The 21,985-nt window shown below is 41.8% G+C and carries 24 protein-coding genes; 21 read left to right on the forward strand and 3 right to left on the reverse strand.

Annotated elements, in window-relative coordinates:
- Nucleotides 1-7: 7 nt before the first annotated feature.
- Complete coding sequence (locus tag Q3A68_RS23140; protein WP_368045660.1) at nt 8-103, forward strand: IS3 family transposase; 96 nt, start codon at nt 8-10, stop codon at nt 101-103.
- Nucleotides 104-177: 74 nt separating this feature from the next.
- On the opposite strand, the gene Q3A68_RS06625 is transcribed toward Q3A68_RS23140, so the two are convergent.
- On the reverse strand, nt 178-1,635 hold the full coding sequence (locus Q3A68_RS06625; RefSeq protein WP_302900276.1) for a glycine--tRNA ligase: 1,458 nt from the start codon (nt 1,633-1,635) through the stop codon (nt 178-180).
- Nucleotides 1,636-1,782: 147 nt separating this feature from the next.
- On the opposite strand from Q3A68_RS06625, the gene Q3A68_RS06630 reads away from it, so the two are divergent.
- The 9 genes from Q3A68_RS06630 (at nt 1,783) to Q3A68_RS06670 (ending at nt 9,992) form a co-directional block, all read left to right on the forward strand.
- On the forward strand, nt 1,783-2,253 hold the full coding sequence (locus Q3A68_RS06630; RefSeq protein WP_302900277.1) for a hypothetical protein: 471 nt from the start codon (nt 1,783-1,785) through the stop codon (nt 2,251-2,253).
- 93 nt (nt 2,254-2,346) lie between these two features.
- Nucleotides 2,347-3,057: an ATP-binding cassette domain-containing protein gene (locus Q3A68_RS06635; protein WP_302900278.1), complete on the forward strand. Its 711-nt coding sequence runs from the start codon at nt 2,347-2,349 to the stop codon at nt 3,055-3,057.
- A 53-nt stretch (nt 3,058-3,110) separates the two neighbouring features.
- Nucleotides 3,111-3,638: an outer membrane beta-barrel protein gene (locus tag Q3A68_RS06640; protein ID WP_302900279.1), complete on the forward strand. Its 528-nt coding sequence runs from the start codon at nt 3,111-3,113 to the stop codon at nt 3,636-3,638.
- Between the two features lie 71 nt (nt 3,639-3,709).
- Nucleotides 3,710-3,850, forward strand: coding sequence for a hypothetical protein (locus tag Q3A68_RS06645; protein ID WP_302900280.1), 141 nt, complete (start codon nt 3,710-3,712; stop codon nt 3,848-3,850).
- 336 nt (nt 3,851-4,186) lie between these two features.
- Nucleotides 4,187-6,583 carry a gliding motility-associated ABC transporter substrate-binding protein GldG gene (gene gldG, locus Q3A68_RS06650; protein ID WP_302900281.1) on the forward strand — a complete coding sequence of 799 codons (2,397 nt, stop codon included), beginning with the start codon at nt 4,187-4,189 and terminating at the stop codon, nt 6,581-6,583.
- Nucleotides 6,584-6,620: 37 nt separating this feature from the next.
- Nucleotides 6,621-7,745 (forward strand): DNA polymerase III subunit beta, encoded by a 1,125-nt coding sequence (gene dnaN / locus Q3A68_RS06655; protein WP_302900282.1) that lies wholly within the window; start codon nt 6,621-6,623, stop codon nt 7,743-7,745.
- 103 nt (nt 7,746-7,848) lie between these two features.
- Entirely contained in the window at nt 7,849-8,547 is a 699-nt protein-coding gene (locus Q3A68_RS06660; RefSeq protein WP_302900283.1) for a DUF4397 domain-containing protein, read from the forward strand.
- An 82-nt stretch (nt 8,548-8,629) separates the two neighbouring features.
- Nucleotides 8,630-9,298, forward strand: a complete 669-nt coding sequence (locus Q3A68_RS06665) for a DUF4397 domain-containing protein (RefSeq protein ID WP_302900284.1) — start codon at nt 8,630-8,632, stop codon at nt 9,296-9,298.
- Between the two features lie 37 nt (nt 9,299-9,335).
- Complete coding sequence (locus Q3A68_RS06670; protein WP_302900285.1) at nt 9,336-9,992, forward strand: DedA family protein; 657 nt, start codon at nt 9,336-9,338, stop codon at nt 9,990-9,992.
- Nucleotides 9,993-10,037: 45 nt separating this feature from the next.
- Here Q3A68_RS06670 and Q3A68_RS06675 read toward each other — a convergent pair whose 3' ends face one another.
- Entirely contained in the window at nt 10,038-10,847 is an 810-nt protein-coding gene (locus Q3A68_RS06675) for a zinc dependent phospholipase C family protein (RefSeq protein WP_302900286.1), read from the reverse strand.
- Between the two features lie 311 nt (nt 10,848-11,158).
- Between Q3A68_RS06675 and rpsT the strand changes: the two genes are divergently transcribed.
- The 8 genes from rpsT (at nt 11,159) to Q3A68_RS06710 (ending at nt 17,474) form a co-directional block, all read left to right on the forward strand.
- Complete coding sequence (gene rpsT / locus Q3A68_RS06680; protein WP_302900287.1) at nt 11,159-11,413, forward strand: 30S ribosomal protein S20; 255 nt, start codon at nt 11,159-11,161, stop codon at nt 11,411-11,413.
- Between the two features lie 165 nt (nt 11,414-11,578).
- A complete protein-coding gene (locus Q3A68_RS23145; RefSeq protein WP_368045658.1) occupies nt 11,579-11,770 on the forward strand; it encodes a UPF0758 domain-containing protein in 192 nt (63 codons plus the stop codon).
- On the forward strand, nt 11,763-11,924 hold the full coding sequence (locus Q3A68_RS23150) for a JAB domain-containing protein (RefSeq protein ID WP_368045661.1): 162 nt from the start codon (nt 11,763-11,765) through the stop codon (nt 11,922-11,924). The genes Q3A68_RS23145 and Q3A68_RS23150 overlap by 8 nt, the downstream gene beginning before the upstream one ends.
- A gap of 104 nt (nt 11,925-12,028) precedes the next feature.
- Nucleotides 12,029-14,428: a phenylalanine--tRNA ligase subunit beta gene (gene pheT / locus Q3A68_RS06690; RefSeq protein WP_302900288.1), complete on the forward strand. Its 2,400-nt coding sequence runs from the start codon at nt 12,029-12,031 to the stop codon at nt 14,426-14,428.
- Between the two features lie 73 nt (nt 14,429-14,501).
- On the forward strand, nt 14,502-14,789 hold the full coding sequence (locus tag Q3A68_RS06695; protein ID WP_302900289.1) for a hypothetical protein: 288 nt from the start codon (nt 14,502-14,504) through the stop codon (nt 14,787-14,789).
- Nucleotides 14,790-14,810: 21 nt separating this feature from the next.
- Nucleotides 14,811-15,101 (forward strand): cell division protein ZapA, encoded by a 291-nt coding sequence (locus Q3A68_RS06700; RefSeq protein ID WP_302900290.1) that lies wholly within the window; start codon nt 14,811-14,813, stop codon nt 15,099-15,101.
- A gap of 222 nt (nt 15,102-15,323) precedes the next feature.
- Entirely contained in the window at nt 15,324-16,889 is a 1,566-nt protein-coding gene (gene rny, locus Q3A68_RS06705) for a ribonuclease Y (protein ID WP_302900291.1), read from the forward strand.
- Between the two features lie 51 nt (nt 16,890-16,940).
- Complete coding sequence (locus tag Q3A68_RS06710; RefSeq protein ID WP_302900292.1) at nt 16,941-17,474, forward strand: Mpo1 family 2-hydroxy fatty acid dioxygenase; 534 nt, start codon at nt 16,941-16,943, stop codon at nt 17,472-17,474.
- A 4-nt stretch (nt 17,475-17,478) separates the two neighbouring features.
- On the opposite strand, the gene Q3A68_RS06715 is transcribed toward Q3A68_RS06710, so the two are convergent.
- Complete coding sequence (locus Q3A68_RS06715) at nt 17,479-18,120, reverse strand: DUF47 domain-containing protein (protein ID WP_302900293.1); 642 nt, start codon at nt 18,118-18,120, stop codon at nt 17,479-17,481.
- 300 nt (nt 18,121-18,420) lie between these two features.
- Between Q3A68_RS06715 and Q3A68_RS06720 the strand changes: the two genes are divergently transcribed.
- The 3 genes from Q3A68_RS06720 (at nt 18,421) to pstC (ending at nt 21,985) form a co-directional block, all read left to right on the forward strand.
- Nucleotides 18,421-19,782: a hypothetical protein gene (locus Q3A68_RS06720; protein WP_302900294.1), complete on the forward strand. Its 1,362-nt coding sequence runs from the start codon at nt 18,421-18,423 to the stop codon at nt 19,780-19,782.
- 29 nt (nt 19,783-19,811) lie between these two features.
- A complete protein-coding gene (gene pstS / locus Q3A68_RS06725) occupies nt 19,812-20,852 on the forward strand; it encodes a phosphate ABC transporter substrate-binding protein PstS (protein WP_302900295.1) in 1,041 nt (346 codons plus the stop codon).
- A gap of 149 nt (nt 20,853-21,001) precedes the next feature.
- Nucleotides 21,002-21,985: a phosphate ABC transporter permease subunit PstC gene (pstC, locus tag Q3A68_RS06730; RefSeq protein ID WP_302900296.1), complete on the forward strand. Its 984-nt coding sequence runs from the start codon at nt 21,002-21,004 to the stop codon at nt 21,983-21,985.

Genomic DNA, 21,985 nt, shown 5'->3' on the forward strand with positions numbered 1-21,985 from the left:
AAAAGACATAAAAGAATATATTGACTACTACAATAGAGAAAGAATCAAACTCAATTTAAACGGGATGAGCCCGATAATTTATCGGGCTCATCATTACAATTAATTTTTAAATTCGTCCAACTTTTGGGGTTCAGTCCATTATCAGCCAGGCACTTTTACAGCGAGTTGTTTTTTTAATTATAGTACGTTTTTCCAGCTTACCAGCTCGCCGATGATTTTATCCAGTTGATTGGCAGAAACACGTTCTTGTTGCATAGTGTCGCGATAACGGATGGTTACGGTATTGTCCTCTAACGTCTGGTGATCTACAGTGATGCAGAAAGGAGTACCAATAGCATCCTGGCGGCGATAGCGTTTACCGATAGCGTCTTTTTCCTCGTAGTACAAATTGAAATCAAGTTTTAGTTTGTCCATAATTTCCCGGGCCTTTTCTGGCAGGCCATCTTTCTTGGTTAGCGGGAAAATAGCTGCTTTTACAGGTGCCAGGCATGGGTGCAGGCGCAGAACTACGCGGCTATCCTGCTTTTCCGGTGTGCTCAGGTTTTCTTCTTCGTACGCATTGATTAGAGTCAGTAAAAACATACGGTCTAACCCAATAGAGGTCTCGATCACATAGGGCACGTAGTTCTGATTGATCTCCGGGTCGAAATACTGCAATTTCTTGCCTGAGTATTTCTGATGCTGACCCAGGTCAAAATCGGTGCGGCTGTGGATACCTTCAACTTCCTTGAATCCAAATGGGAACTCAAATTCAATGTCAAAAGCCGCATCGGCATAATGTGCGAGTTTGGTATGCTCGTGGAAACGATATTTGGCAGGGGACGTGCCTAACGCCAAATGCCATTTCAGGCGCGTTTGTTTCCAATGCTCGAACCATTCTTTTTGTGAACCGGGACGAATAAAGAATTGCATCTCCATCTGTTCAAACTCCCGCATACGGATGATGAACTGACGTGCAATTACCTCGTTACGGAAAGCTTTACCAATTTGCGCAATACCAAAAGGAATTTTCATCCTGCCCGATTTTTGTACATTCAGGTAGTTTACGAAAATGCCCTGCGCAGTTTCGGGGCGAAGGTAGATCACATCCGCCTCTTCGGCTATCGCACCCATTTGGGTACTGAACATCAGGTTAAACTGGCGGACTTCGGTCCAGTTAGCGGTACCGCTAATAGGGCAAGTGATATTGTGTTCGATGATGAGTTCACGCAGGCGGGTTAAATCGTCACTTTTTAGCGCCTTATCCATTTCGATCTGCAACTCTTCGGCCAGGTCAGTTTTATTTTCGCTGTCGTACTGTGCTATTTTATCTTCCAGTAACTGATCGGCGCGGTAACGTTTTTTTGAGTCTTTATTATCGATCATTGGATCATTAAAGCCTGCAACATGTCCGCTGGCTTCCCATATTTTTGGATGCATAAAAATAGCCGAGTCGATACCGACAATATTCTCATTCATCTGCACCATGGCCTTCCACCAGTAGGTTTTTATATTATTTTTCAGTTCGGCACCATTCTGACCGTAGTCGTATACAGCGCTCAGACCGTCATATATTTCGCTTGACTGGAATACAAAGCCATATTCCTTTGCGTGTGATATTACATTCTTAAAAAGTTCGTCGGTTGGTGTGCTCATAACAGCGCAAAGATATATTTTTTTGATTGTGGATACCGGATTTTTCGTGTGTCGGTTGTTCCCACGGTGCTCAAGAAAGCTTCGCCGTTTTCGAATTCGGATTTATTTATGGTTTTTCGGTATCTTTATGCTGCCAATTAACCGGTTATGAAAAGCTTGTTGACAGTTATTCTTTTACTGTGTGGTATTATTGCCATTGCACAGGATAAGTCCTCCTCAAAAGAATATAATGCTTATGACCGCGACGGGAAGACTATAGTTGCCAGGGTGCTGGTTAATGCGAATGTAAAAAGCAAATTATTCCTTATTAAGTCGCTGCAAAGGGAAAGTACAGGAAATAGCTATGTAACTACTCTTTACTTCGGCAATAAGGAGACCGGGCCATTGACAGATACACGTATCCTGTTAAAGTTCAGCAAACCGGTGATTTCGGTCATGCCACATTTTGCAACCGCATTCAAAAGCATGAACGGCCTTGCCGAGGATCATAATACTTACACCTTCAAAGCCGGCAGGCTGGAGCGCGACGCAGGCAGTGCTATTGTGATTTACTTTACCATAAAAAGTAAGGACCGGATTGTCACTGAAGTTTCAGGGCTGGATGGGATTCTTCAGTAATTCTACATTGTCATCCCAAACATAGGCTGGCAAAGGATAAATTCCCTCATATCTCATATCTCATATCTCAAATCTAACTTCTACATTTGAGGCATGAGCATCAGCGTTGAATCATTGACTAAAGTTTACGGCACCCAAAAGGCTGTTGATGGTATTTCATTTAGTGCAGCACCTGGTGTGCTGGGTTTTCTTGGTCCTAACGGGGCCGGAAAATCAACTACAATGAAGATACTTACGGGCTATATCCCGCAAACTTCGGGCAAAGCTTCGGTATGCGGTTTTGATGTGGAAACGCAGGCAGTAGACGTGAAACGCAACATAGGTTATCTTCCCGAAAGCAATCCGCTTTACCCCGATATGTATGTACGCGAATCGTTGCAGTTTATCGCCAATATTCACAAGATACATCAGCCCGAAAAGCGCATCGATCAGATCATAGAGCAAACCGGGTTGACTCCTGAAAGGCATAAAAAAATAGGACAGTTATCTAAAGGGTATCGCCAGCGTGTGGGTTTGGCGCAGGCCATTCTGCATGATCCTCAGGTATTAATATTGGATGAGCCAACTTCGGGCCTAGATCCAAACCAACTGATCGGTATACGCCAATTGATACGCGATTTAGGTAAAACCAAGACCATTGTACTTTCTACTCACATTATGCAGGAGGTGGAAGCAGTTTGTAGCCAGGTGATTATCATTAATAAAGGCAAGATAGTTGCTAATGACTCATTGGATGATCTGCGCAATAAAAACAGCGGGAAATCCCTCGAGAATATTTTCATAGAACTAACCAATATTAATTAATTGTAAATTTTTCATAGATTTGACGTTATTGACCTTATTCAAAAACATCAAGTATGAGAAAAATTCTACTAATGGCTGTACTAATAGTTAGCGCAGTAACGGCATCATTTGCCCAAACATCCAAATCAAGTAGTAGCACTAGCGGAAAATTCAGCATTGGCGTTGACCCGGGAGTACCTGTGGGCAGTGTTAGCGACGTTTCTTCTTTTGCAATTGGCGGAGATATTAAATACTCTCTCCCTGCTGCTCCTAATTTTGATGTGAGCCTTTCAGCCGGTTACACAGTTTTTATTGGTAAGACCATCGATTTTGGTGGTACATCAGTAAAGGTAGGCAACTTAAAAGCTATACCTGTGAAATTGGGTGGCCGTTACAATTTTAGCGGAGCTACCGGTTTCTTTGGTGAAGTTGGAATAGGTGCTGCTTTTATCCAGGACGGAGGGGGCACAGCATTTGTCTATGCTCCTGGGATTGGATATGCCCTTGATGGCGGGTTTGAAGTAGGTGCGCGCTATGAAGGATGGTCTAAAAATGGTTCTATAGGCCAGATCGGATTTCGTGTTGCTTACAGCTTCCAATAACAAATTTATTTATCAAACACAAAGCCCTGCCGGATTCCGGCAGGGCTTTGTGTTTGATAAACATTTTGGTGATGCAATACGTGATTGGTTGGTATTTTATATCAAATGGCACTAAAGCATTCAGCGTTGGTTTCGAATTAGGTATTCCCGTCAATGGTGTTTTTAATATTGGTGCAGGAGTATTAGCCAAGTTTGAATTCCCTATCACATAGCCCGTAAGCTTAAGCTGGAGGCGTCTATGCCAGAGAAGAAGCTGGTACAGCTACTGAAACAGACTATGCCAAACAGAGAGTCTTCGCGTTTTCTATCGGCCCCTGTTTTGTTGCACCCATTCGCGAGAAGAATGGAGTGGACATCAGTTTTCGTTACGAGGACTGAGCGCACCAGGTAAGGCAGACCGCTATTCACATTGCTTGATCTGTTTGGATTGTAATTGAAAATAACACCAACTTTTCAACTTTCCAACATTTCAACCATCCAACGTAACGAACCCTTTCTGCATTCACGAATAATATTGTAATTTCGGCAGCCAACAGCCGCAATTTATAGTGTATAGCATCTTAAAGAAAGAAATTACTTCTTACCTCAGTTCGCTGGTAGCCTATGTTACTATAGGGGTATTCTTACTGGTATTAGGTTTGTTTTTATGGGTATTCCCTGATTCGAGTATATTGGACTATGGGTATGCCGGATTAGATAGCTTGTTTAATACCGCGCCATACCTGTTTATGTTCCTGATACCGGCAATTACTATGCGCTCTTTAGCCGAGGAACGCAAAGAAGGAACATTTGAGTTGTTGCTTACACGCCCTCTGACCGACGGGCAGATCGTTCTCGGTAAATTCTTTGCCTGTGTATTGCTGGTGCTTTTCGCCTTGATACCCACGCTGGTTTATTATTATTCGGTTTATACCTTAGGCAATCCGCAGGGAAATGTTGATAGCGGTGCGGTAATAGGTTCATACATTGGCTTGTTTTTATTGGGATCAGGGTTTGCCGCAATCGGTTTGTTTGCCTCGTCTGTCAGCAAAAACCAGATCATCGCTTTTACGATAGCTGTTTTCCTTTCTTACTTCTTTTATAGTGGTTTCGATTCATTAAGCTCATTATTATCATTACAAAACCTGGGTTTGCAGAATATCGGGATCACAGCGCATTATGAATCAGTAAGCAGGGGCGTGCTCGACACCCGCGACCTGGGCTATTTTATTTGCCTGAGTGCCTTGTTTATCTGGTGCACCTTGCTGGTGATCAAAGTACAAAGACAAAAAACCGCCGATAAAAAAGGTTTGATCAGCGGACTGGCTTTTATTATTGCTGTCGCGATCATATCATCTCTTGCGTTTACACGTTTTGATTTTACTAAAGAGAAGAGATTTACGATATCAAAAATTAGCCGCGGTATTTTAGATGGCCTGCCAAAAGATGTAAAAGTAACTGTTTACCTTGAGGGGAATAATTTTCCGGCGGCTTTTAAGCGTCTCAAAAGCGCCACAAAGGATATGCTGAGTGATTTGGAAGCTTATGGCCATAATAAACTTCAGTTTGATTTTGTTGATCCGCTGAAGGGACAATCCAGCGAGCAGCAACAACAAACCTTGCAGGCGATGGGAGAGAAAGGGATTGAGCCTACCAACCTGAGTGAAAAAACAGATAACGGATTGACCCAAAAGCTCATTATTCCTTATGCCGTGGTGTCATCGGGTGACAAAGAGATCCCGGTTAAATTGCTGTTGAATCGTATCGGCCTGTCTCCCGAAGAGCAATTAAATAATTCAATTCAAAACCTTGAATATGCTTTTGTTTCGGCCATAAAAAAGGTAACCACGGGTGGCAAGCCCGAGATCGGGTTTACAGAAGGGCATCACGAATTGACCGATGTTCAGCTGAATGATGCAATGAAATCGTTATCGGAAGGTTATACCGTTGGACGTGTCGATCTAAAAACTATTCCGTTTGCTGCATTGCAAAAAGTTAAACTACTGGTTATCCCAAAACCGGATAAGCCGTTTACTGAATTAGAGAAATTCAAGCTCGATCAATATATCATGCGTGGAGGCCGGGTATTATGGACTATCGATCAGGTAAGCGCTGAATTAGATAGCCTTCGCGGACACGGCGGTGAGCAACTGGCATTTAATAAGCAGTTGAATCTTGACGATCAATTATTTGTGTATGGCGTCCGTATCAATTATGATTTGATAGCCGATATCAGCTGCTCCCAAATTCCGGTGGCGACGGGTAATGTAGGTGGACAGGCGCAGATACAAAATGTGCCTTGGCTATTTTATCCGCTTATAATGCCTTTGTCAAAGCACCCGGTCGTAAAAAACCTGGATGCTATACATAGTGAGTTCATCAGTACCATTGATACCCTCGGTGTAAGGGGAACTACTAAAACGATATTGTTGGAATCATCCCCTTATAACAAGAAATTTAATACGCCATACCTGCTTTCATTGCAAATGCTGGAGCAGGAGCCGCAGCCCAAAGACTTTCAAAGCACCACCAAACCGGTTGCGGTATTGCTGGAAGGCAAGTTTAAATCTGACTTTTTGAACAGACCAACGCCTGAGGGGATGAATGAAAAAGTGGAGTCGCTCACCGAAAGCAAACCAACCAAGATGATCGCGATCAGCGATGGTGATGTGTTTAAAAATCAAGTGGGCTCAGACGGCTCGCCATACCCCTTAGGCTATGATCGCTATACCCAGCAAAGCTTTGGCAACAAGAACCTTTTGCTGAACATTGCCGACTATATGACGGACGATTCAGGCCTGATCGGTTTGCGTGCCAAAGAGATACAATTACGCCTTTTGAACAGGGCCCGCATACGCAGCGAAAAACTGTACTGGCAGGTGATAAATAATGTTATTCCTTTGGGTTTTGTGTTAATATTTGCTATTTTTCAACATTATATTCGCAGGCGAAAGTATGCTCATTAAAATTTATACTTTTGGGTGCTAAATTCGATTCAGATATATGAGATTTATAGTTTCAACGTCCACCTTATTAAAGCAATTACAGTCGGTAAGCGGCGCTTTAAGCAATAGTACAGTTTTGCCAATCCTGGAAAACTTTTTGTTCGAGATTAAGGACGGAAACTTAACTATTTCGGCAACGGACCTGCAAACCAGTATGACTACCTCCCTAACGGTTGAGGCAAAAGAGAACGGCCGTATTGCCATCCCTTCACGCATCCTGCTGGATACCTTAAAATCATTACCGGAACAGCCTATCGCGTTCAATATTGACGATACTACATTTGCTATTGAGATCAATGCCGGTGACGGTAAATATAAGTTGAGCGGCGAGAATGGAGAGGACTTCCCAAAGATTCCGGTGGTTGAAAACGCATCCTCAGTAAACCTGCCTGCTTCAGTATTGGCCGAGGCTATCAATAAAACCATTTTTGCAGTAAGTAACGATGAGTTGCGCCCTGCTATGACAGGTGTTTACTGCCAGTTGTCTACGTCGTCATTGACCTTTGTTTCAACCGATGCACACAAGTTGGTACGTTACCGCAGAAAAGATGCAAAAGCAGCAAGCACTGCATCTTTTATTTTACCAAAAAAAGCTCTAAATTTGCTTAAATCGGCTCTTCCCTCAGAGGACATCAATGTGTCTGTTGAGTATAATAGTACGAGTGCGTTCTTTAAGTTTAGCAATATCAACTTGGTGTGCCGTCTGATAGATGAGCGTTATCCTGATTATGAGGCGGTTATACCGAAAAATAATCCGAACAAGCTTACGATAGACAGACAGGCATTTTTGAGCTCACTTAACCGTGTGGCCATTTATGCCAACAAAACAACCCACCAGGTAAGGCTGAAGATCAGCGGAAGCGAATTGAATATTTCATCAGAAGATATTGATTTTGCAAATGAAGCCCACGAACGTTTAAGCTGTCAGTATGATGGCGAGGATATCGAGATCGGGTTTAATGCAAAATTTTTGATAGAAATGCTGAAAAACCTGAGCTGTGAAGAAGTGATGCTCGAGATGTCGACACCAAATCGCGCCGGTTTGTTATTACCGCAGAACGGGGATGAGAATGAAGATGTGCTGATGCTGGTGATGCCGGTAATGCTTAATAGTTATGCTTAAGTTGTAAACTTAAATTATAAATCCAAATCCAGAGTCCGGTGCAAAAGCCGGACTTTTTTGTTCAACCCAATAACAAAACTGAGTATACACAGTTATATAGCAAATGAAAATCAGGTTATCGGTATTGTTTGTAATTGCTTTAATTGTGGGGCTGGCTGCCTGTAAAAAGAAATACGATGATGCGCCCTCTGCTGTATCGCAGGTAAGATTAAATGTGGTGAATGCATCTGCTGATACAGTCAATATTTATTTGAATGGCAGTCGTCTCAATACTACCTCTGCGATCTTGCCCAGCTATTCTACCGGTTATTATTATGTCCCGGAAGGCAAGCAAACTTATGAAGTAAAAAAGCCATTCAATGTAAATACCAGTGCTGTCCACAGTTTATTTAGTATCACCCTACCCGCAGACACGGATTTTTATCATACATTGTTTATTACGGACGGAAAGGCTGATGACGCCTTTCAGACAATAGACAGTTTTCCGGAGGACACAACGAGTAATACCTGCTATATAAGGTTTGTAAATTCTTCACCTGGTTCTGGAAATCTTGATATGTCTTACGGGGGTACAACACTGTTTAGTGCGGTTGCTTTTAAAAGCTATAGCAAACTTAGTCTGATTAGTACAACAAATGGTGCAAGTGTTACTGGGCTAATCCCAATTAAAATATTTAATACAGGATCGTCGACCCCTTTATATATAGACAGTGTTAGCTTGACCTCCGGTTCTCGTTACACCCTTTATACGTTGGGCACACCGGGTACTACAGGATTTTCTTTGGGGTTTAGGCGGGATTAAAAATATTAGATCAAAAATGTTTAAAAAGAATAATAGAAGTTTAACGGTTTTTCTTTCACTTTTTGTATTGATCTTTTTGATCATGCCCTTTATTTCGTCGTGCGGAAAGAACAGTAACTCCAATGCGGCGGCATTGAATATACAGTATCAGATTGTGAATCTTAATTCCGGGATCGGATCGGTAGACTTGTATGTAAATTATGTCAAAGTCAATTCTTTTTCTTATTTCTATCCTAACTCATCGGGCTATTTTTACTTACCTTCGATCACCACGCCATTTCAGGTTAGGAGAGGTACTTCGCGAACGCCGGGCACTGTAGCACCAAGTTATAATTTCTTGACATTGAATAATGTGTTAGTGCCTAATACCAGGTACACGTTGATGCTGATGGGGCAGGATTCGAGCACGCTATACAGCATTTTTACTGCCGATACGAGTTCTTCGCCAAGCCTGGGTAAAGGCAAACTTCGTTTTGTAAATGCTTCGCCCAATAACCTTGGACAGGTCTCAGTAACAGCAAATGATACCACGGCTTTTGCGGGAGTGCCATATAAAACGATGACTAAATTTATCGAATTGACCGCTGGAACCTATGATTTTAAAATATACCAGACAGGCTCTCCTAATGTTTTGCTTGACAGGCCAAATGTGACTATACAGAACGGCAAGATATATACTATGTATTGTTATGGCTTGGCCAACAGGACAGATAGTTTGGCCTTTGGCTCAGGTTTTATTACCAACAAGTAATCCCGGTTTTATTTATATTTTTGCCAAAATTTTACCCTTGGAAATCATAAAACACCTGATCGATTTTATCCTGCACATTGATAAGCACCTGGCCGATATCATAAGCCAGTATCACACATTAACCTATCTGATATTATTTGTGATCATATTTGCTGAGACGGGCTTTGTGGTAACCCCATTTCTGCCCGGCGATTCGCTCTTGTTTGCTGCAGGGGCTTTGATAGCCGGAGGCAATACCGGTTTAAATATCTACCTGCTTGCCGTTATATTGATTATTGCAGCCTTTGTTGGCAATACTATTAATTATTTATTAGGTAATTATCTTGGTCCGAAGGTGTTCAAGGAAAATAATAAAATACTAAAGCTGCAATATTACCTCGATACCAAAGCTTTTTTTGACAGGCACGGAGGGAAGGCGGTTATTATCAGCCGTTTTATGCCGATCATCCGCACTATTGCGCCTTTTGTAGCGGGCGTGGGCAGAATGCCTATGTTGAGGTATAGCCTGTACAATATTATTGGTGGTGTTTCATGGATCATTCTGTTCCTTTTTGCGGGTTATATGCTTGGAAATGTGCCGTTCTTCAAAGCTCATTTTTCATTGATCGGCATTGCAATTATATTAGTGTCGATATTGCCGCCAATTGTTGCCGCCATTAATAACCGCAGGAAAAAGAAAGCTGCTACGACTTAATAGTTAAATAAATTAACTATTGCGGGTGTCACACATTGACTCATCCTAACATAGGTTGACCTCGCAGTATCTTTTTTTTTCTTCGGGTGATAACGGCTTATCGATCAATTTATTCAAAACTGGCTGACCTGCATCAACCCAGGCCGAATACCAGAAACTACCGATTTCTAAAATAGCCGAACGCATGCGCCGGCGCACCATCCCTTTTAATGCAATATGGTAGGCTTTTGCATAGGCTTCGGAATAATCCTGCACGTTGCGGTTGCCATGTTTTACCATATCATATTTCTTATCAGCAGGGAAATTTTGGTTGATCATTCGCTCAAATCGCAATACAGAATCCACGCAGTTATAAGATGACCTGCATAATTTAAAAGCCTCGTTCAGTGGGTTCTCGAAATTCCTGGCCTTGCCGACATAATCATTATAATGGTCACTGAACAGTTCAGGCAGGCGGCTTTCCCAAAGTGCGTGAATGCCATCCTGGTGGGTGAGTTGCCCGTTATAATTTTGAGTCAGTTGCAAGGGGACATGGGCAACAGCAATGTAATGGCCTAAGTTGGAGGATGTCTTCAGGATGTCTGTTGTATCGTGGTTTTTAAAATCATCCACCAGCCGGTTATATTGATATTGTATCTCCCATGGAACGGTTCCGTATTTATTTAGTGTATCTGCTGAATATTTCTTAGCAGCTTTGTTCCATTTTACCGGGATCTTCATAAAGGGCCGCCTGCCATAATGATCGGCATCAAAGAAATGACCGGAACCTTCCAGTGAGTCCACGTAGCGTTTCTTATCCGGCTCGACAGCATGCTCAGTGATAAAATCAATATTAGCCTTGTAAAAGGCTGACATTGGCCCGGGTAAAGTAAACACTGCGATATGATCGATCCGTCGGTGAGCGAAAAATCCCATGAGCAACAGAAGAGGAGGGCGATAACGATAAGGCAACGAAGAATTCGTCTCACACTCAAATATCCTAAATTAAGTTGGAATGGTCGATTAGGTGAGTGTTTGATTAAGTTGAGTAGGGCTTTTTTGCAGCAACTTAGTCAACTTATTCTAACTCAATCAACTTAATTAACAAATTTTTAAAAAGGCATTTGATAATATAAATATTCGTCATATATTTGCAGTCCTTAAATAAAAACGAATAATTAGCTAAAATGGCAAATCATAAATCATCAATAAAAAGGATCAGAGCAAATGCTGCGAAGCGTCTGCGTAACAGGTATCAGGCTAAAACTACCAGAAACGCCATCAAAAAATTAAGAGGCACTGCTACTAAAGCTGAAGCTACACCGCTTTTAGCCAAAGTGATCTCGATGCTTGACCGTTTAGCTAAAAAGAACGTGATCCACAAAAACAAAGCTTCGAACAATAAATCAAAGCTGACCAAATACGTTAACGGCTTAAAATAATCTTAGGATTTAATCATACGCGGAATAGCGATAAGTGAAGAACTTATCGCTATTTTTTGTTTGTCTGAACCTGAATTCGCAGGATTTAAGAATTGCCTGAATCTTCTTATTTATGCACTTGTAATTCTGTAAATAGGCGAATTCCGGAAATTCCGGTTCTGATCAATGAAACCTTATCAAGATAAGATCAGCATCAAAGCCTGGGCCGAGGAAGACCGCCCTCGCGAAAAATTACGTGCACAGCGACGTCGCGCCTTGACCGATGCCGAACTCATTGCTATACTCATCGTCTCAGGCGGCCGCACCGAAACAGCGGTAGAGCTAAGCAAACGCCAGCGGTATTATCCTGATTCATAACCACCCATCAGGGAATTTAAAACCAAGTCAATTAGATATCCGTCTGACCAAAACACTCTCCGAAGCTGGCCGGTTATTAGATATTCAAATTTTTGATCATCTCATCATCGGCGATACGGGGTTTTATAGTTTTGGAGATGAAAGTTTGTTGTGATTTTAGAAGTACGAAATACGATTTTAGATTTAATTGAAATCGTATTTCGTAAATCCGAAATCGTAAATCAAAATCCTATCTTTGCCGATTATCATTTTGCTATAATGAAGATTTCTTATAATTGGCTTAAACAATTTATTGATACGGATAAAACGCCTGAACAACTATCGCAGATACTAACCGGCATTGGGCTGGAAGTGGAGAGCCTGGAAAAAGTGCAGGCCATCCCCGGTGGACTGGAAGGTTTGGTGATAGGTTACGTGAAAGATGCCCGTCAGCACCCTAATGCCGACAGGCTGAAAATTACTCAGGTAGATGCCGGTACCGGTGCAGAATTACAGATAGTTTGCGGTGCATCAAACGTTGCCGCAGGGCAGAAGGTAGTTGTGGCTACTGTTGGAACCACCGTTTATCCAATCAAAGGCGAACCGTTTAAGATCAACAAATCCAAAATACGTGGCGAGGAGTCGGAAGGGATGATCTGCGCTGAAGATGAGATCGGTTTAGGTGAATCACACGAGGGGATCATGGTATTAGATGCCGATGCAGCTATTGGTGATCTGGCTAAAGATTATTTCAAAGTAACAGATGACTACCTCTACGAGATAGGCTTGACGCCAAACCGTGCCGACGCAGCCTCACATTTAGGGACAGCACGCGATATAGCTGCTTTTATAAAAACACATATTAATAAGCCTGATCTATCAGGTTTTAAAGTCGATAATAACAGCCGCCTTATTGAAGTGGTGGTTGAGAATGCTGTGGCTTGTCCGCGTTATTCAAGTTTGACTATCTCAGGTGTCGAAGTAAAAGATTCACCTAAATGGCTAAAAGAAAAGCTGAGCGTTATCGGGCTAAGGTCGATCAATAACATCGTGGACATCACCAACTATGTGTTACACGGATTGGGTCAACCTTTGCATGCTTTCGATGCGGATGCTATAAAGGGTAATAAGGTGATCGTTGGCATTTGTCCCGAAGGAACGATATTCAAAACGCTGGATGAAGTTGACCGTAAATTATCCGCAGATGACCTGATGATCAATAATGCTGAAGCGCCAATGTGTATTGCAGGCGTGTTTGGCGGTATTGGTTCGGGTGTAAAAGAAAGTACTCAGAATATATTCCTCGAAAGCGCTTATTTCAACCCGGTTTGGATACGAAAGACGTCTAAGAGACATGGTTTGAAAACGGATGCCTCCTTCCGCTTTGAGCGCGGTACCGATCCGAATATTACAGTTGTAGCACTAAAATACGCTGCGCTGCTGATTAAAGAGATTGCAGGCGGAACGATTTCATCAGAAATATCCGATATCTATCCAAATCCTGTTGCGCCATTCGAGGTTGATATTACTTATAAGAATGTCGACAGACTCATCGGTAAGTCGATCACTCAGCAGGAGATCAAATCTATCATCAAGGCTTTGGATATTGAGATCGTTAACGAATCAGAAGAAAGACTATCATTGAAAGTCCCTCCTTATCGTGTAGATGTTACCCGCGAGGTGGATGTGATTGAAGAGATACTACGCATTTACGGTTATAACAATATCGAGATCCCTACCCAGATAAGGGCATCGCTAAATAACTCAATACGCCCTGAAAAGGATGATGTGCAGAACACGATATCAGATATACTAAGTGCAAATGGTTTTAATGAGATTTTATCGAATTCGTTAACCAAATCCGCTTATTCTAACAACCTGGATACCGCTGTAAAGATTCTAAATCCGTTGAGCAGTGACCTTGATGTAATGCGTCAGAGCATGTTGTTTTCCGGTTTGGAAGCTATTGCTTATAATCAAAACAGAAGAAAAACCGACCTGAAATTATACGAGTTTGGTAAGGTTTACAGTGTGAAGGAAGATAAGTATACCGAAACGCAACATTTTGCTATATATCTTACCGGTGCAGATAAAGAAGAGCAATGGAATCAGAAACCGCAGCAATTCTCGTTCTATAGAATAAAAGCGGTTGTCGATGCTTTGATGCAAAGGCTAAGCATCCGTGATTATGCTGTGGAAGATGCAACATGCAGCAAAATGGCATTTGGCTTACAGTATATGCGTAATGGCAAGCAACTGGTGAAGTTCGGTGCAGTAAATAAAGAGGCATTGAAAAAGGTGGACGTAGAAAAAGAGGTTTTCTATGCTGATTTCAATTTCGACCTGGTGCTGGCTGCTGTGAAAAAGAATAAGATTATTTACCAGGAGGTATCCAAGTTCCCGGCAGTACGCCGCGATTTATCCATGCTGGTAGATACGCGGGTTACTTTCGGTCAGCTGAAGCAGATCGCGCAAAAAACTGAACGTAAGCTGTTGAAAGATGTTAATGTGTTTGACGTCTATCAAGGTGATAAACTTCCGTCAGGTAAAAAATCGTATGCTTTAAGTTTTACTTTACAAGACGAAGAAAAAACTTTGACAGACAAAACAATAGATAGCATAATCCAAAAATTAATTTATAATTTCGGAAAAGAAGCAGGAGCGGAGATAAGGAAGTAGAATGAGTTGATTAAGTAAATGGTTTTAAACCTAATCAACTTAATCCAACTTAATCAACCAATTAACAAAACGAATGACAACAGCCGACCAGTTAGATAAAATAATAACAAAAACCGAACGCCTGATGGAGCTTTGCTCTGCCTTGCAGGAGGAAAATGATTTATTGAAACTGGAAAATCAGTCGCTTAATGCAGCTGTAAAAGCGAGCAAAGACAAGATCGATGAACTGGAGCAGAAGCTGAAAGTGATCAAGATGGCCAAGTCGTTTTCAGAGACCAACGAAAAAACTCTTGACATAAAGCAAAAAATTAACGAATTTGTGCAAGAAATTGATAAGTGTATTGTGTTACTGAAAAAGTAGTGCAAAAAGTGAATCGCTCAAATGGGAGAAATCTCCATAAAAATAAATATTGCTGACAGAGTTTACCCCTTAAAGGTAAACATGGAAGAAGAAGAAATTATACGCAGGGCAGCCAAGCTGATTAACGACCGGATAAAAGAATACCAGGAAAATTATGCGGTCAGGGATAAACAAGACCTGCTTTCGATGTGTGTGCTGCATTACGCGACATCCTCATTAAAAGCGGAAAAGAAAGTCATGGTAGAAGATACCGACGTGGCGGACAAAGTTTATCAGCTGGATCATCTGCTGTCTGAATTTTTCTCAAAGTAATAACGTTCTTTACACATACGAGCAAATAAGATTTAACCGCAGTTAAATTTTAGGTTTCACTATTAAAAACTTAACGCTTCAATATCAGCGGATCAAGAAGGTATACGTTACTTCCTCATGCAGTACTTAACGAAGACCCGGTCCCGACACCAGATTTGAGGTTTTTCAATACATGACACTTAAAAATTAGTTGCGGTTTTTTTATTTATATAAACTTAAAAGATGAACATAGTATTATACATTATTGTCGGGCTACTGGCAGGCGTCCCTACGGGGATCGTCATAGGCCGGTACATGCTCAGGAAGCTCTTCAAAGACCAGGAGCAGGCAGCCCAGACCAAGGTGAAAAAGATATTGAAGGACGCTGAAAACGACGCTGAAATATTAAGAAAGAACAAACTGCTTGAGGCTAAGGAAAAATTCCTGCAAATGAAAGCCGAGCATGAGAACGAGATCAATGCCAAAAATAATGCAATTAATCAGCGTGAAAATGGCGTAAAGCAGAAGGAACAATCCTACAATCAGCGACTGGAAAACATGTCGCGTAAAGAGACTGAGCTGGATAATGTCCGGAAAAACCTGGAAAGACAAACAGAAATTGCTGTTAAGAAGCAGGAAGAAGTAGAGCACCTTAAGCAACAGCATGTAGAGCAATTGGAAACTATTGCAGGGATATCAGCTGAAGATGCAAAAAATCAATTGGTGGACAACCTACGCGAAGAGGCCCGTACCAAGGCCATGATGCAGATAAAAGACATTGTGGACGAAGCTAAACTGACTGCTACCAAAGAAGCTAAGAAGATCGTTATCCAAACCATCCAGCGTACGGCCACCGAAAGTGCTATTGAGAATACGGTTTCCATTTTCAATATTGAGAATGACGAAATCAAAGGCCGCATCATTGGTCGTGAGGGCAGGAATATCCGGGCATTGGAAGCAGCTACCGGGATCGAGATTATTGTGGATGACACTCCGGAAGCGATTATCCTTTCTGGCTTCGACCCGGTTCGCCGTGAGATCGCCCGGTTGGCAATGCACCGCCTAGTAACGGATGGTCGTATCCACCCTGCACGTATCGAGGAGGTAGTTGCCAAAACCAAGAAACAGATTGAGGAAGAAATTGTAGAAATAGGGGAGCGTACCGTGATCGATTTAGGTATCCACGGTCTCCACCCTGAACTGATTCGTATGGTTGGCCGTATGCGTTACCGCTCGTCTTACGGACAGAATCTGCTGCAACACTCACGTGAGGTAGCCAACTTCTGCGCTACAATGGCTGCTGAACTAGGTCTTAATGTGAAAATGGCTAAACGTGCGGGCTTGCTTCATGATATTGGTAAAGTGCCTGATGATAACCCTGAATTACCACACGCTATTTTGGGCATGCAGCTGGCTGAGAAATTTAAGGAACACCATGAAGTTTGCAACGCTATTGGCGCTCACCACGACGAGATAGAGATGACTTCGATGTTATCGCCAATTGTTCAGGCTTGTGACGCTATCTCAGGTGCCCGCCCCGGCGCACGCCGTGAGGTGGTTGAAAGCTATATCAAGCGTCTGAAAGAATTGGAAGAACTGGCTTTGTCATATCCTGGTGTAGAGAAAACATTTGCGATACAGGCTGGACGTGAATTGCGTGTAGTGGTTGAAAGCGAAAAGATAACTGATGCGCAATCAGAAATATTAGCCGCTGATATCTCCAACCGTATCCAAACTGAAATGACCTATCCGGGCCAGATTAAAGTAACTGTGATCAGGGAGACCCGGTCGGTTGCGTTTGCAAAATAAAAGCCTCACCCAAACCCCTCTCCATTGGGAGAGGGGCTTATATTTTTTATTGTGGCGACTAACAAATCTTCAAATAAAACTGCTTCCGCTCAGGTTATCACCCGGCCAATTGATCGTTATTTTGATCAATATGCTGAACATCACCAAAACCCAACCAATAAGCTTATCCATTGGATATGTGTGCCATTGATCGTGTTCAGTATATTCGGTTTGGTGTGGGCTATTCCTTTCCCCTATTTAAAGTTTTTAGGTTCGTATAACGGCTTTTTTAACTGGGCGTCATTTCTTATTGCTGCAGTTATCTATTACTATTATAAGCTTTCGCCTATACTATCTTATTTTATGCTATTTGTTTTAATGGGTTTTAGCTACGGAATAATAGAGTTAACCGATTGGCAAAAAGCAGGCGGCCCGGCTATGTGGCTGGTGTGCCTCGTAATTTTCGTACTAGCCTGGGTAGGTCAGTTTATCGGACATCAAATAGAAGGAAAGAAACCCTCATTTCTGGAGGATCTGAAATTCCTGCTTATCGGCCCGATATGGCTGCTGCATTTTATCCTAAAGAAACTTTCTATCAGGTATTAAGGGATCAAATGCTGTTCAGCACAATGATCTCAATAGCATCGGTTACGTTTTTGCATTTATTAGCTGAGGCTTCCAATGAAAATAGTATATCCCGGTGTTTGATGAGTTTAATAGCATCTTTTTCTTGTGCAAAAAGATCAGCCAACGCATGAGAATAGATCAAATCTGTCCGGTGCTCGTAATCCTTCGTCAACCGGCATGAGGCCAGCATACCTTCCGTATCCACTATTTTGCTTAACCCGCTAATCAGTTTTTGCAATTCAATACATGATAGCTTAATATACTTTACAATTTCACTGATAGCGGGCATAAATACATCAATTTCGTATAAGTTAATTCTGCCTGCGGCTTCATGTATATTGTCAGCAACATCATCAATAGCTGATGCCAGGGTGTGAATGTCCTTACGATTAAGGGGCGTGAAGAACACTTTATCCAATCCAAGGTAAACTCTGTGCGTAATATCGTCCCCGTTTTCCTCCAAACTGTTGATCTGCTTAAATAAAGGTTCACGTTCGTCGACCGACTCCGTTTCTACCACAGCCGCAAGCAATTCAGACATCTCTACAATATTCTTCCCCGCCTGGTTAAATAATCCATAAAATAAGGCCCGGTGGGAAAAGAAATCGAAAAACAGGTTACGCATATTAAATAGTATCTAATTGCGAAAATACCTGCCTAGTATTAAGGCATCATTAATCTAAGTCAACCTAATGTTAAGTAATTGTTATTTTATGATAAAAATGCATAATTTATATAAATTGTTGATTTGCAATGATTTATTTTCGATTTAACTAATAATTTAAAGGATCAAATTGACAATGATTTGTTTAGTTAGGTTAAACTTAATGTTGGCATAATATTACCAAATGTTAATCATGTCTTAACATTAAGGTAATGCACGGGATGCAACTTTGACCCGAAATTTAATTTAACCTCACCAGACATGGAAAGAAAGTTTACAAAACTTACAGGATCAATTTTAATGTTGAGCCTTTTAGCGGTTGGCTTCAATGCCCAGGCGCAAACCTCTTTTGCTTCAGACGTGAAGCTTACAAAAGAAGCTGCAAAACAAGAATCATCTGCTACATCAACTGAAACCAAAGCAACTGCAAAACCACAGGAGGACACGACATGGAAACCTCAAAGAAGAATCTGGGGTTATGCTTTTGGTGATTTCTATTACAATGCACATGCTGACGCAGGTAACAGAGGACCGGAACAAAACTACAACGGTGTTCCTCAATACAGAAACGCATTTCAGTTCCGTCGTATATATTTAGGGTATGATTACGAGATAACCAAGAAATTTAAAGCTGAATTATTGTTAGCATCAGAGCCAAGCGCCAGCACCGGCGTAAATGGTTCTACTGCTATTCAAAATGGTGATAACCTGGTTGACGGTAAAATGGCTTTCTATATCAAGAATATCAATATCCGTTACAGAGACCTTTGGAATGGTACCGACTTGGTTGTAGGTGAAATGGCAACTCCTGGTTTCGCTGTTAACGAACCTGGAACTAACGGCCCTACTTCATTATCAGAAACTACCTGGGGATATCGTTTTATCGAAAAAACAGTATCTGACGTACACAAAAACAACTCATATGACGTTGGTGCTGCTTTACAAGGTACATTTGATCCAAAAACCAAAAACTTTGGTTACGTGTTGATGGTTGGCGACAATACCCAGGCTAGCTTATTACCGGCTGCAAACGCAAACTCAGGCTTCTACAAAATATTCTACGGTGATATCTGGGGTAAATTCCTTGACAAGCATTTATTGGTAGACATTTATGCAGATTATGTAAGGACCGGTCCTGCTACTGCAGCCATTGGTGGGCAGGCACACAATATGTTAAAAGGGTTCATAGCTTATACGTCATCAAAACTATCAGTAGGTGTTGAGGCTTATACTCAGAAACTTACCAATGGTGTTACCAACACTACTGCAGCTGCTCCTGCCGATGCTACTGCACAGGCGTTGTCAGTTTGGGTAAAAGGCGCGATCGTTAAAGATAAACTGGGTTTCTTTGCCCGTTACGATGGATATAATCCAGATAAAGATTATATCGGTACCGACGCTTATGCAGCAACTCCTGGTATCTATGCTGCTTACACTCCTGTTTACAAAGAAAGATTCTATACCGCTGGTTTAGATTTTACCCCTACCAAAAATGTACACTTTGCACCAAACCTTTGGTTAGTTGATTACAAGGATCAGAGAAATTCAGGTGTTACAGGCCGCGTATCTGATGACCATAACCTGGTTTACAGAATGACCTTCTACTACGTATTTGGTAAATAATAGCATTTAAAATAGCAAAAACGCAAACCATGAAAATAATTAAAAGTCTAAAATTAGCAGTTGTTGCAATAGCAGCATCGTCCTTAGCCCTTACAGCTGCGGCGCAGGATAACACTCTATTGGGCGCAGGCAGTACATTCGTGTACCCACTGTTCTCAAAGATATTTTCAAAATACACTGCTTCAAAAGTAAACTACCAATCAATCGGTTCAGGTGGTGGTATATTGCAGCTGACTAACAAAACTGTTGATTTTGGTGATTCTGATGCTCCGTTGAACGAGGATCAAACTAAAAAAATGAGTGCTCCGGTTCTGCACATCCCAATGACTTCTGGTGCTGTTGTTGTTACTTACAACGTACCTGGTGTTAAAGGTGGTTTGAACCTGAGCGGTAAGGATCTTGCCGATATTTTCCTGGGTAAAATTACCAAATGGAACAGCCCTGAGATAGCTGATGCTAACAAAGGTGTTGCTCTTCCTGATCTTCCAATCGTTGTTGTTCACCGTTCAGACGGTAGCGGTACTTCGTTCATCTTTACTGATTATTTAACTAAAGTAAACCCTGATTGGGCTAAAAAAGTAGGTAAAGCAAGCGCAGTTAACTGGCCGGCTGGTTTAGGTGGTAAAGGTAGCGAAGGCGTTGCTGGTTTAGTAAAACAGACTCCGGGTGGTATCACTTATGTTGAGTTGGCTTATGCTAAACAAAATGGTATGACTTTCGCTAACATCCAAAACAAAAGCGGTAAATACATCCCTGCAACTATCGAAGCTACTACTTTAGCTAGTAACGTAGAAATACCTGCAGATTCAAAAGTGTCTATCACTAACACTGACAATGCTAAAGGTTACCCAATTGCCAGCTTTACCTGGGCTTTGATTTACAAAGAGCAGAATTACAATGGCCGTTCAAAAGCCCGCGCTACTGAATTGTTGAAATTATTGTGGTACAATATTCACCTGGGTCAGGCTGAGTGTGCTCCTTTGAACTACGCTCCGCTTTCAAAATCAGCTGTTAAGGTTGCTGAGAAAATTTTGAAATCAGCTACTTACGACGGTAAACCGATTTTATAAGTAAAACAGAATCAGGAACCAAGAATCAAGGACGCGGTGTTCTATCCAAAACAAATCTTGAATCTTGGCTCTTGATTCTTGACTCTAAAACAATTACCAGCCCGGAATAAGGTGCTGGTAATTGTTTTGTAAAGCATAACCAATATTTTATGAAACCATCCTTCGCAAATGCCGATAATGCTGCCGGTGCAAACATCCAGGATAGCTTCGTTCCCCAAACACAGGTTAAAGTGAAAAATTCAAGATTAAGCCTATCCGACAAGCAACTGAAATGGGAAGTTACATTCAAGAAGTTGCTGATCATTATGAGCGTCGTTTTGCTGGTACTTGTACTGGGCGTATTGGTGACGCTCATAGTTGAGTCGTTACCATCCATCAAATCATTGGGTATCGGATTCCTTTGGGGAAAAGTATGGGATCCGGTAAGTAATATCTATGGAGCTTATCCATTTTTGATCGGTACGTTGCTGACTTCGTTCATCGCGCTGATTATCTCCATACCGTTTTCATACGCTATTGCTATTTATCTGGGCGAATACAACCCAAAAGGATGGCTTTCTGATCTGTTAAAAAACACTATCGAACTGATCGCCGCAGTGCCGTCTATTATTTATGGCTTTTGGGGCTTGTTTGTATTAGTGCCTCTTGTTCGTGCACTTGAGATCAAATTTCACGTGTTGCCTTATGGTATAGGTATCTTCACCTCATCGCTGATACTTGCTATAATGATCATCCCTTATGGTGCATCATTAGGTATTACTCTGATAAGAATGGTTCCGACTCCTTTAAAGGAAGCTGCTTATGGCTTGGGAGCTACACGTTTTGAAGTGATACGTAAGGTAATCATGCCTTTTACACGTTCCGGGCTCTTTGCAGGTATATTACTATCACTGGGTAGGGCGCTGGGCGAGACCATGGCCGTTACAATGCTTATCGGTAATACCAGTGCTATACCAACCAGCATTTTTGCGCCGGGTAACACTATGGCCAGCGTTATAGCCAATGAGTTTACTGAGGCTGATCATACTGAATATTTATCCGCGCTTATCGAGCTTGGTTTGGTGCTTTTCCTGGTAACCGTAGTTATCAACCTGATAGGTAAAAGAATTATTACACGTTTTACAAATAACTAA

The organism is Mucilaginibacter tolerans (assembly GCF_030519375.1).
GTDB lineage: Bacteria > Bacteroidota > Bacteroidia > Sphingobacteriales > Sphingobacteriaceae > Mucilaginibacter.

What these genes read in the sequence shown, in the direction of transcription:
- Q3A68_RS06625 (WP_302900276.1), bottom strand. Translation starts at nt 1,635, where the DNA reads ATGAGCACACCAACCGACGAACTTTTTAAGAATGTAATATCACACGCA.
- Q3A68_RS06630 (WP_302900277.1), top strand. Translation starts at nt 1,783, where the DNA reads ATGAAAAGCTTGTTGACAGTTATTCTTTTACTGTGTGGTATTATTGCC.
- Q3A68_RS06635 (WP_302900278.1), top strand. Translation starts at nt 2,347, where the DNA reads ATGAGCATCAGCGTTGAATCATTGACTAAAGTTTACGGCACCCAAAAG.
- Q3A68_RS06640 (WP_302900279.1), top strand. Translation starts at nt 3,111, where the DNA reads ATGAGAAAAATTCTACTAATGGCTGTACTAATAGTTAGCGCAGTAACG.
- Q3A68_RS06645 (WP_302900280.1), top strand. Translation starts at nt 3,710, where the DNA reads ATGCAATACGTGATTGGTTGGTATTTTATATCAAATGGCACTAAAGCA.
- dnaN (WP_302900282.1), top strand. Translation starts at nt 6,621, where the DNA reads ATGAGATTTATAGTTTCAACGTCCACCTTATTAAAGCAATTACAGTCG.
- Q3A68_RS06660 (WP_302900283.1), top strand. Translation starts at nt 7,849, where the DNA reads ATGAAAATCAGGTTATCGGTATTGTTTGTAATTGCTTTAATTGTGGGG.
- Q3A68_RS06665 (WP_302900284.1), top strand. Translation starts at nt 8,630, where the DNA reads ATGCCCTTTATTTCGTCGTGCGGAAAGAACAGTAACTCCAATGCGGCG.
- Q3A68_RS06675 (WP_302900286.1), bottom strand. Translation starts at nt 10,847, where the DNA reads ATGTCAGCCTTTTACAAGGCTAATATTGATTTTATCACTGAGCATGCT.
- rpsT (WP_302900287.1), top strand. Translation starts at nt 11,159, where the DNA reads ATGGCAAATCATAAATCATCAATAAAAAGGATCAGAGCAAATGCTGCG.
- Q3A68_RS23145 (WP_368045658.1), top strand. Translation starts at nt 11,579, where the DNA reads ATGAAACCTTATCAAGATAAGATCAGCATCAAAGCCTGGGCCGAGGAA.
- pheT (WP_302900288.1), top strand. Translation starts at nt 12,029, where the DNA reads ATGAAGATTTCTTATAATTGGCTTAAACAATTTATTGATACGGATAAA.
- Q3A68_RS06695 (WP_302900289.1), top strand. Translation starts at nt 14,502, where the DNA reads ATGACAACAGCCGACCAGTTAGATAAAATAATAACAAAAACCGAACGC.
- Q3A68_RS06700 (WP_302900290.1), top strand. Translation starts at nt 14,811, where the DNA reads ATGGGAGAAATCTCCATAAAAATAAATATTGCTGACAGAGTTTACCCC.
- rny (WP_302900291.1), top strand. Translation starts at nt 15,324, where the DNA reads ATGAACATAGTATTATACATTATTGTCGGGCTACTGGCAGGCGTCCCT.
- Q3A68_RS06715 (WP_302900293.1), bottom strand. Translation starts at nt 18,120, where the DNA reads ATGCGTAACCTGTTTTTCGATTTCTTTTCCCACCGGGCCTTATTTTAT.
- Q3A68_RS06720 (WP_302900294.1), top strand. Translation starts at nt 18,421, where the DNA reads ATGGAAAGAAAGTTTACAAAACTTACAGGATCAATTTTAATGTTGAGC.
- pstS (WP_302900295.1), top strand. Translation starts at nt 19,812, where the DNA reads ATGAAAATAATTAAAAGTCTAAAATTAGCAGTTGTTGCAATAGCAGCA.
- pstC (WP_302900296.1), top strand. Translation starts at nt 21,002, where the DNA reads ATGAAACCATCCTTCGCAAATGCCGATAATGCTGCCGGTGCAAACATC.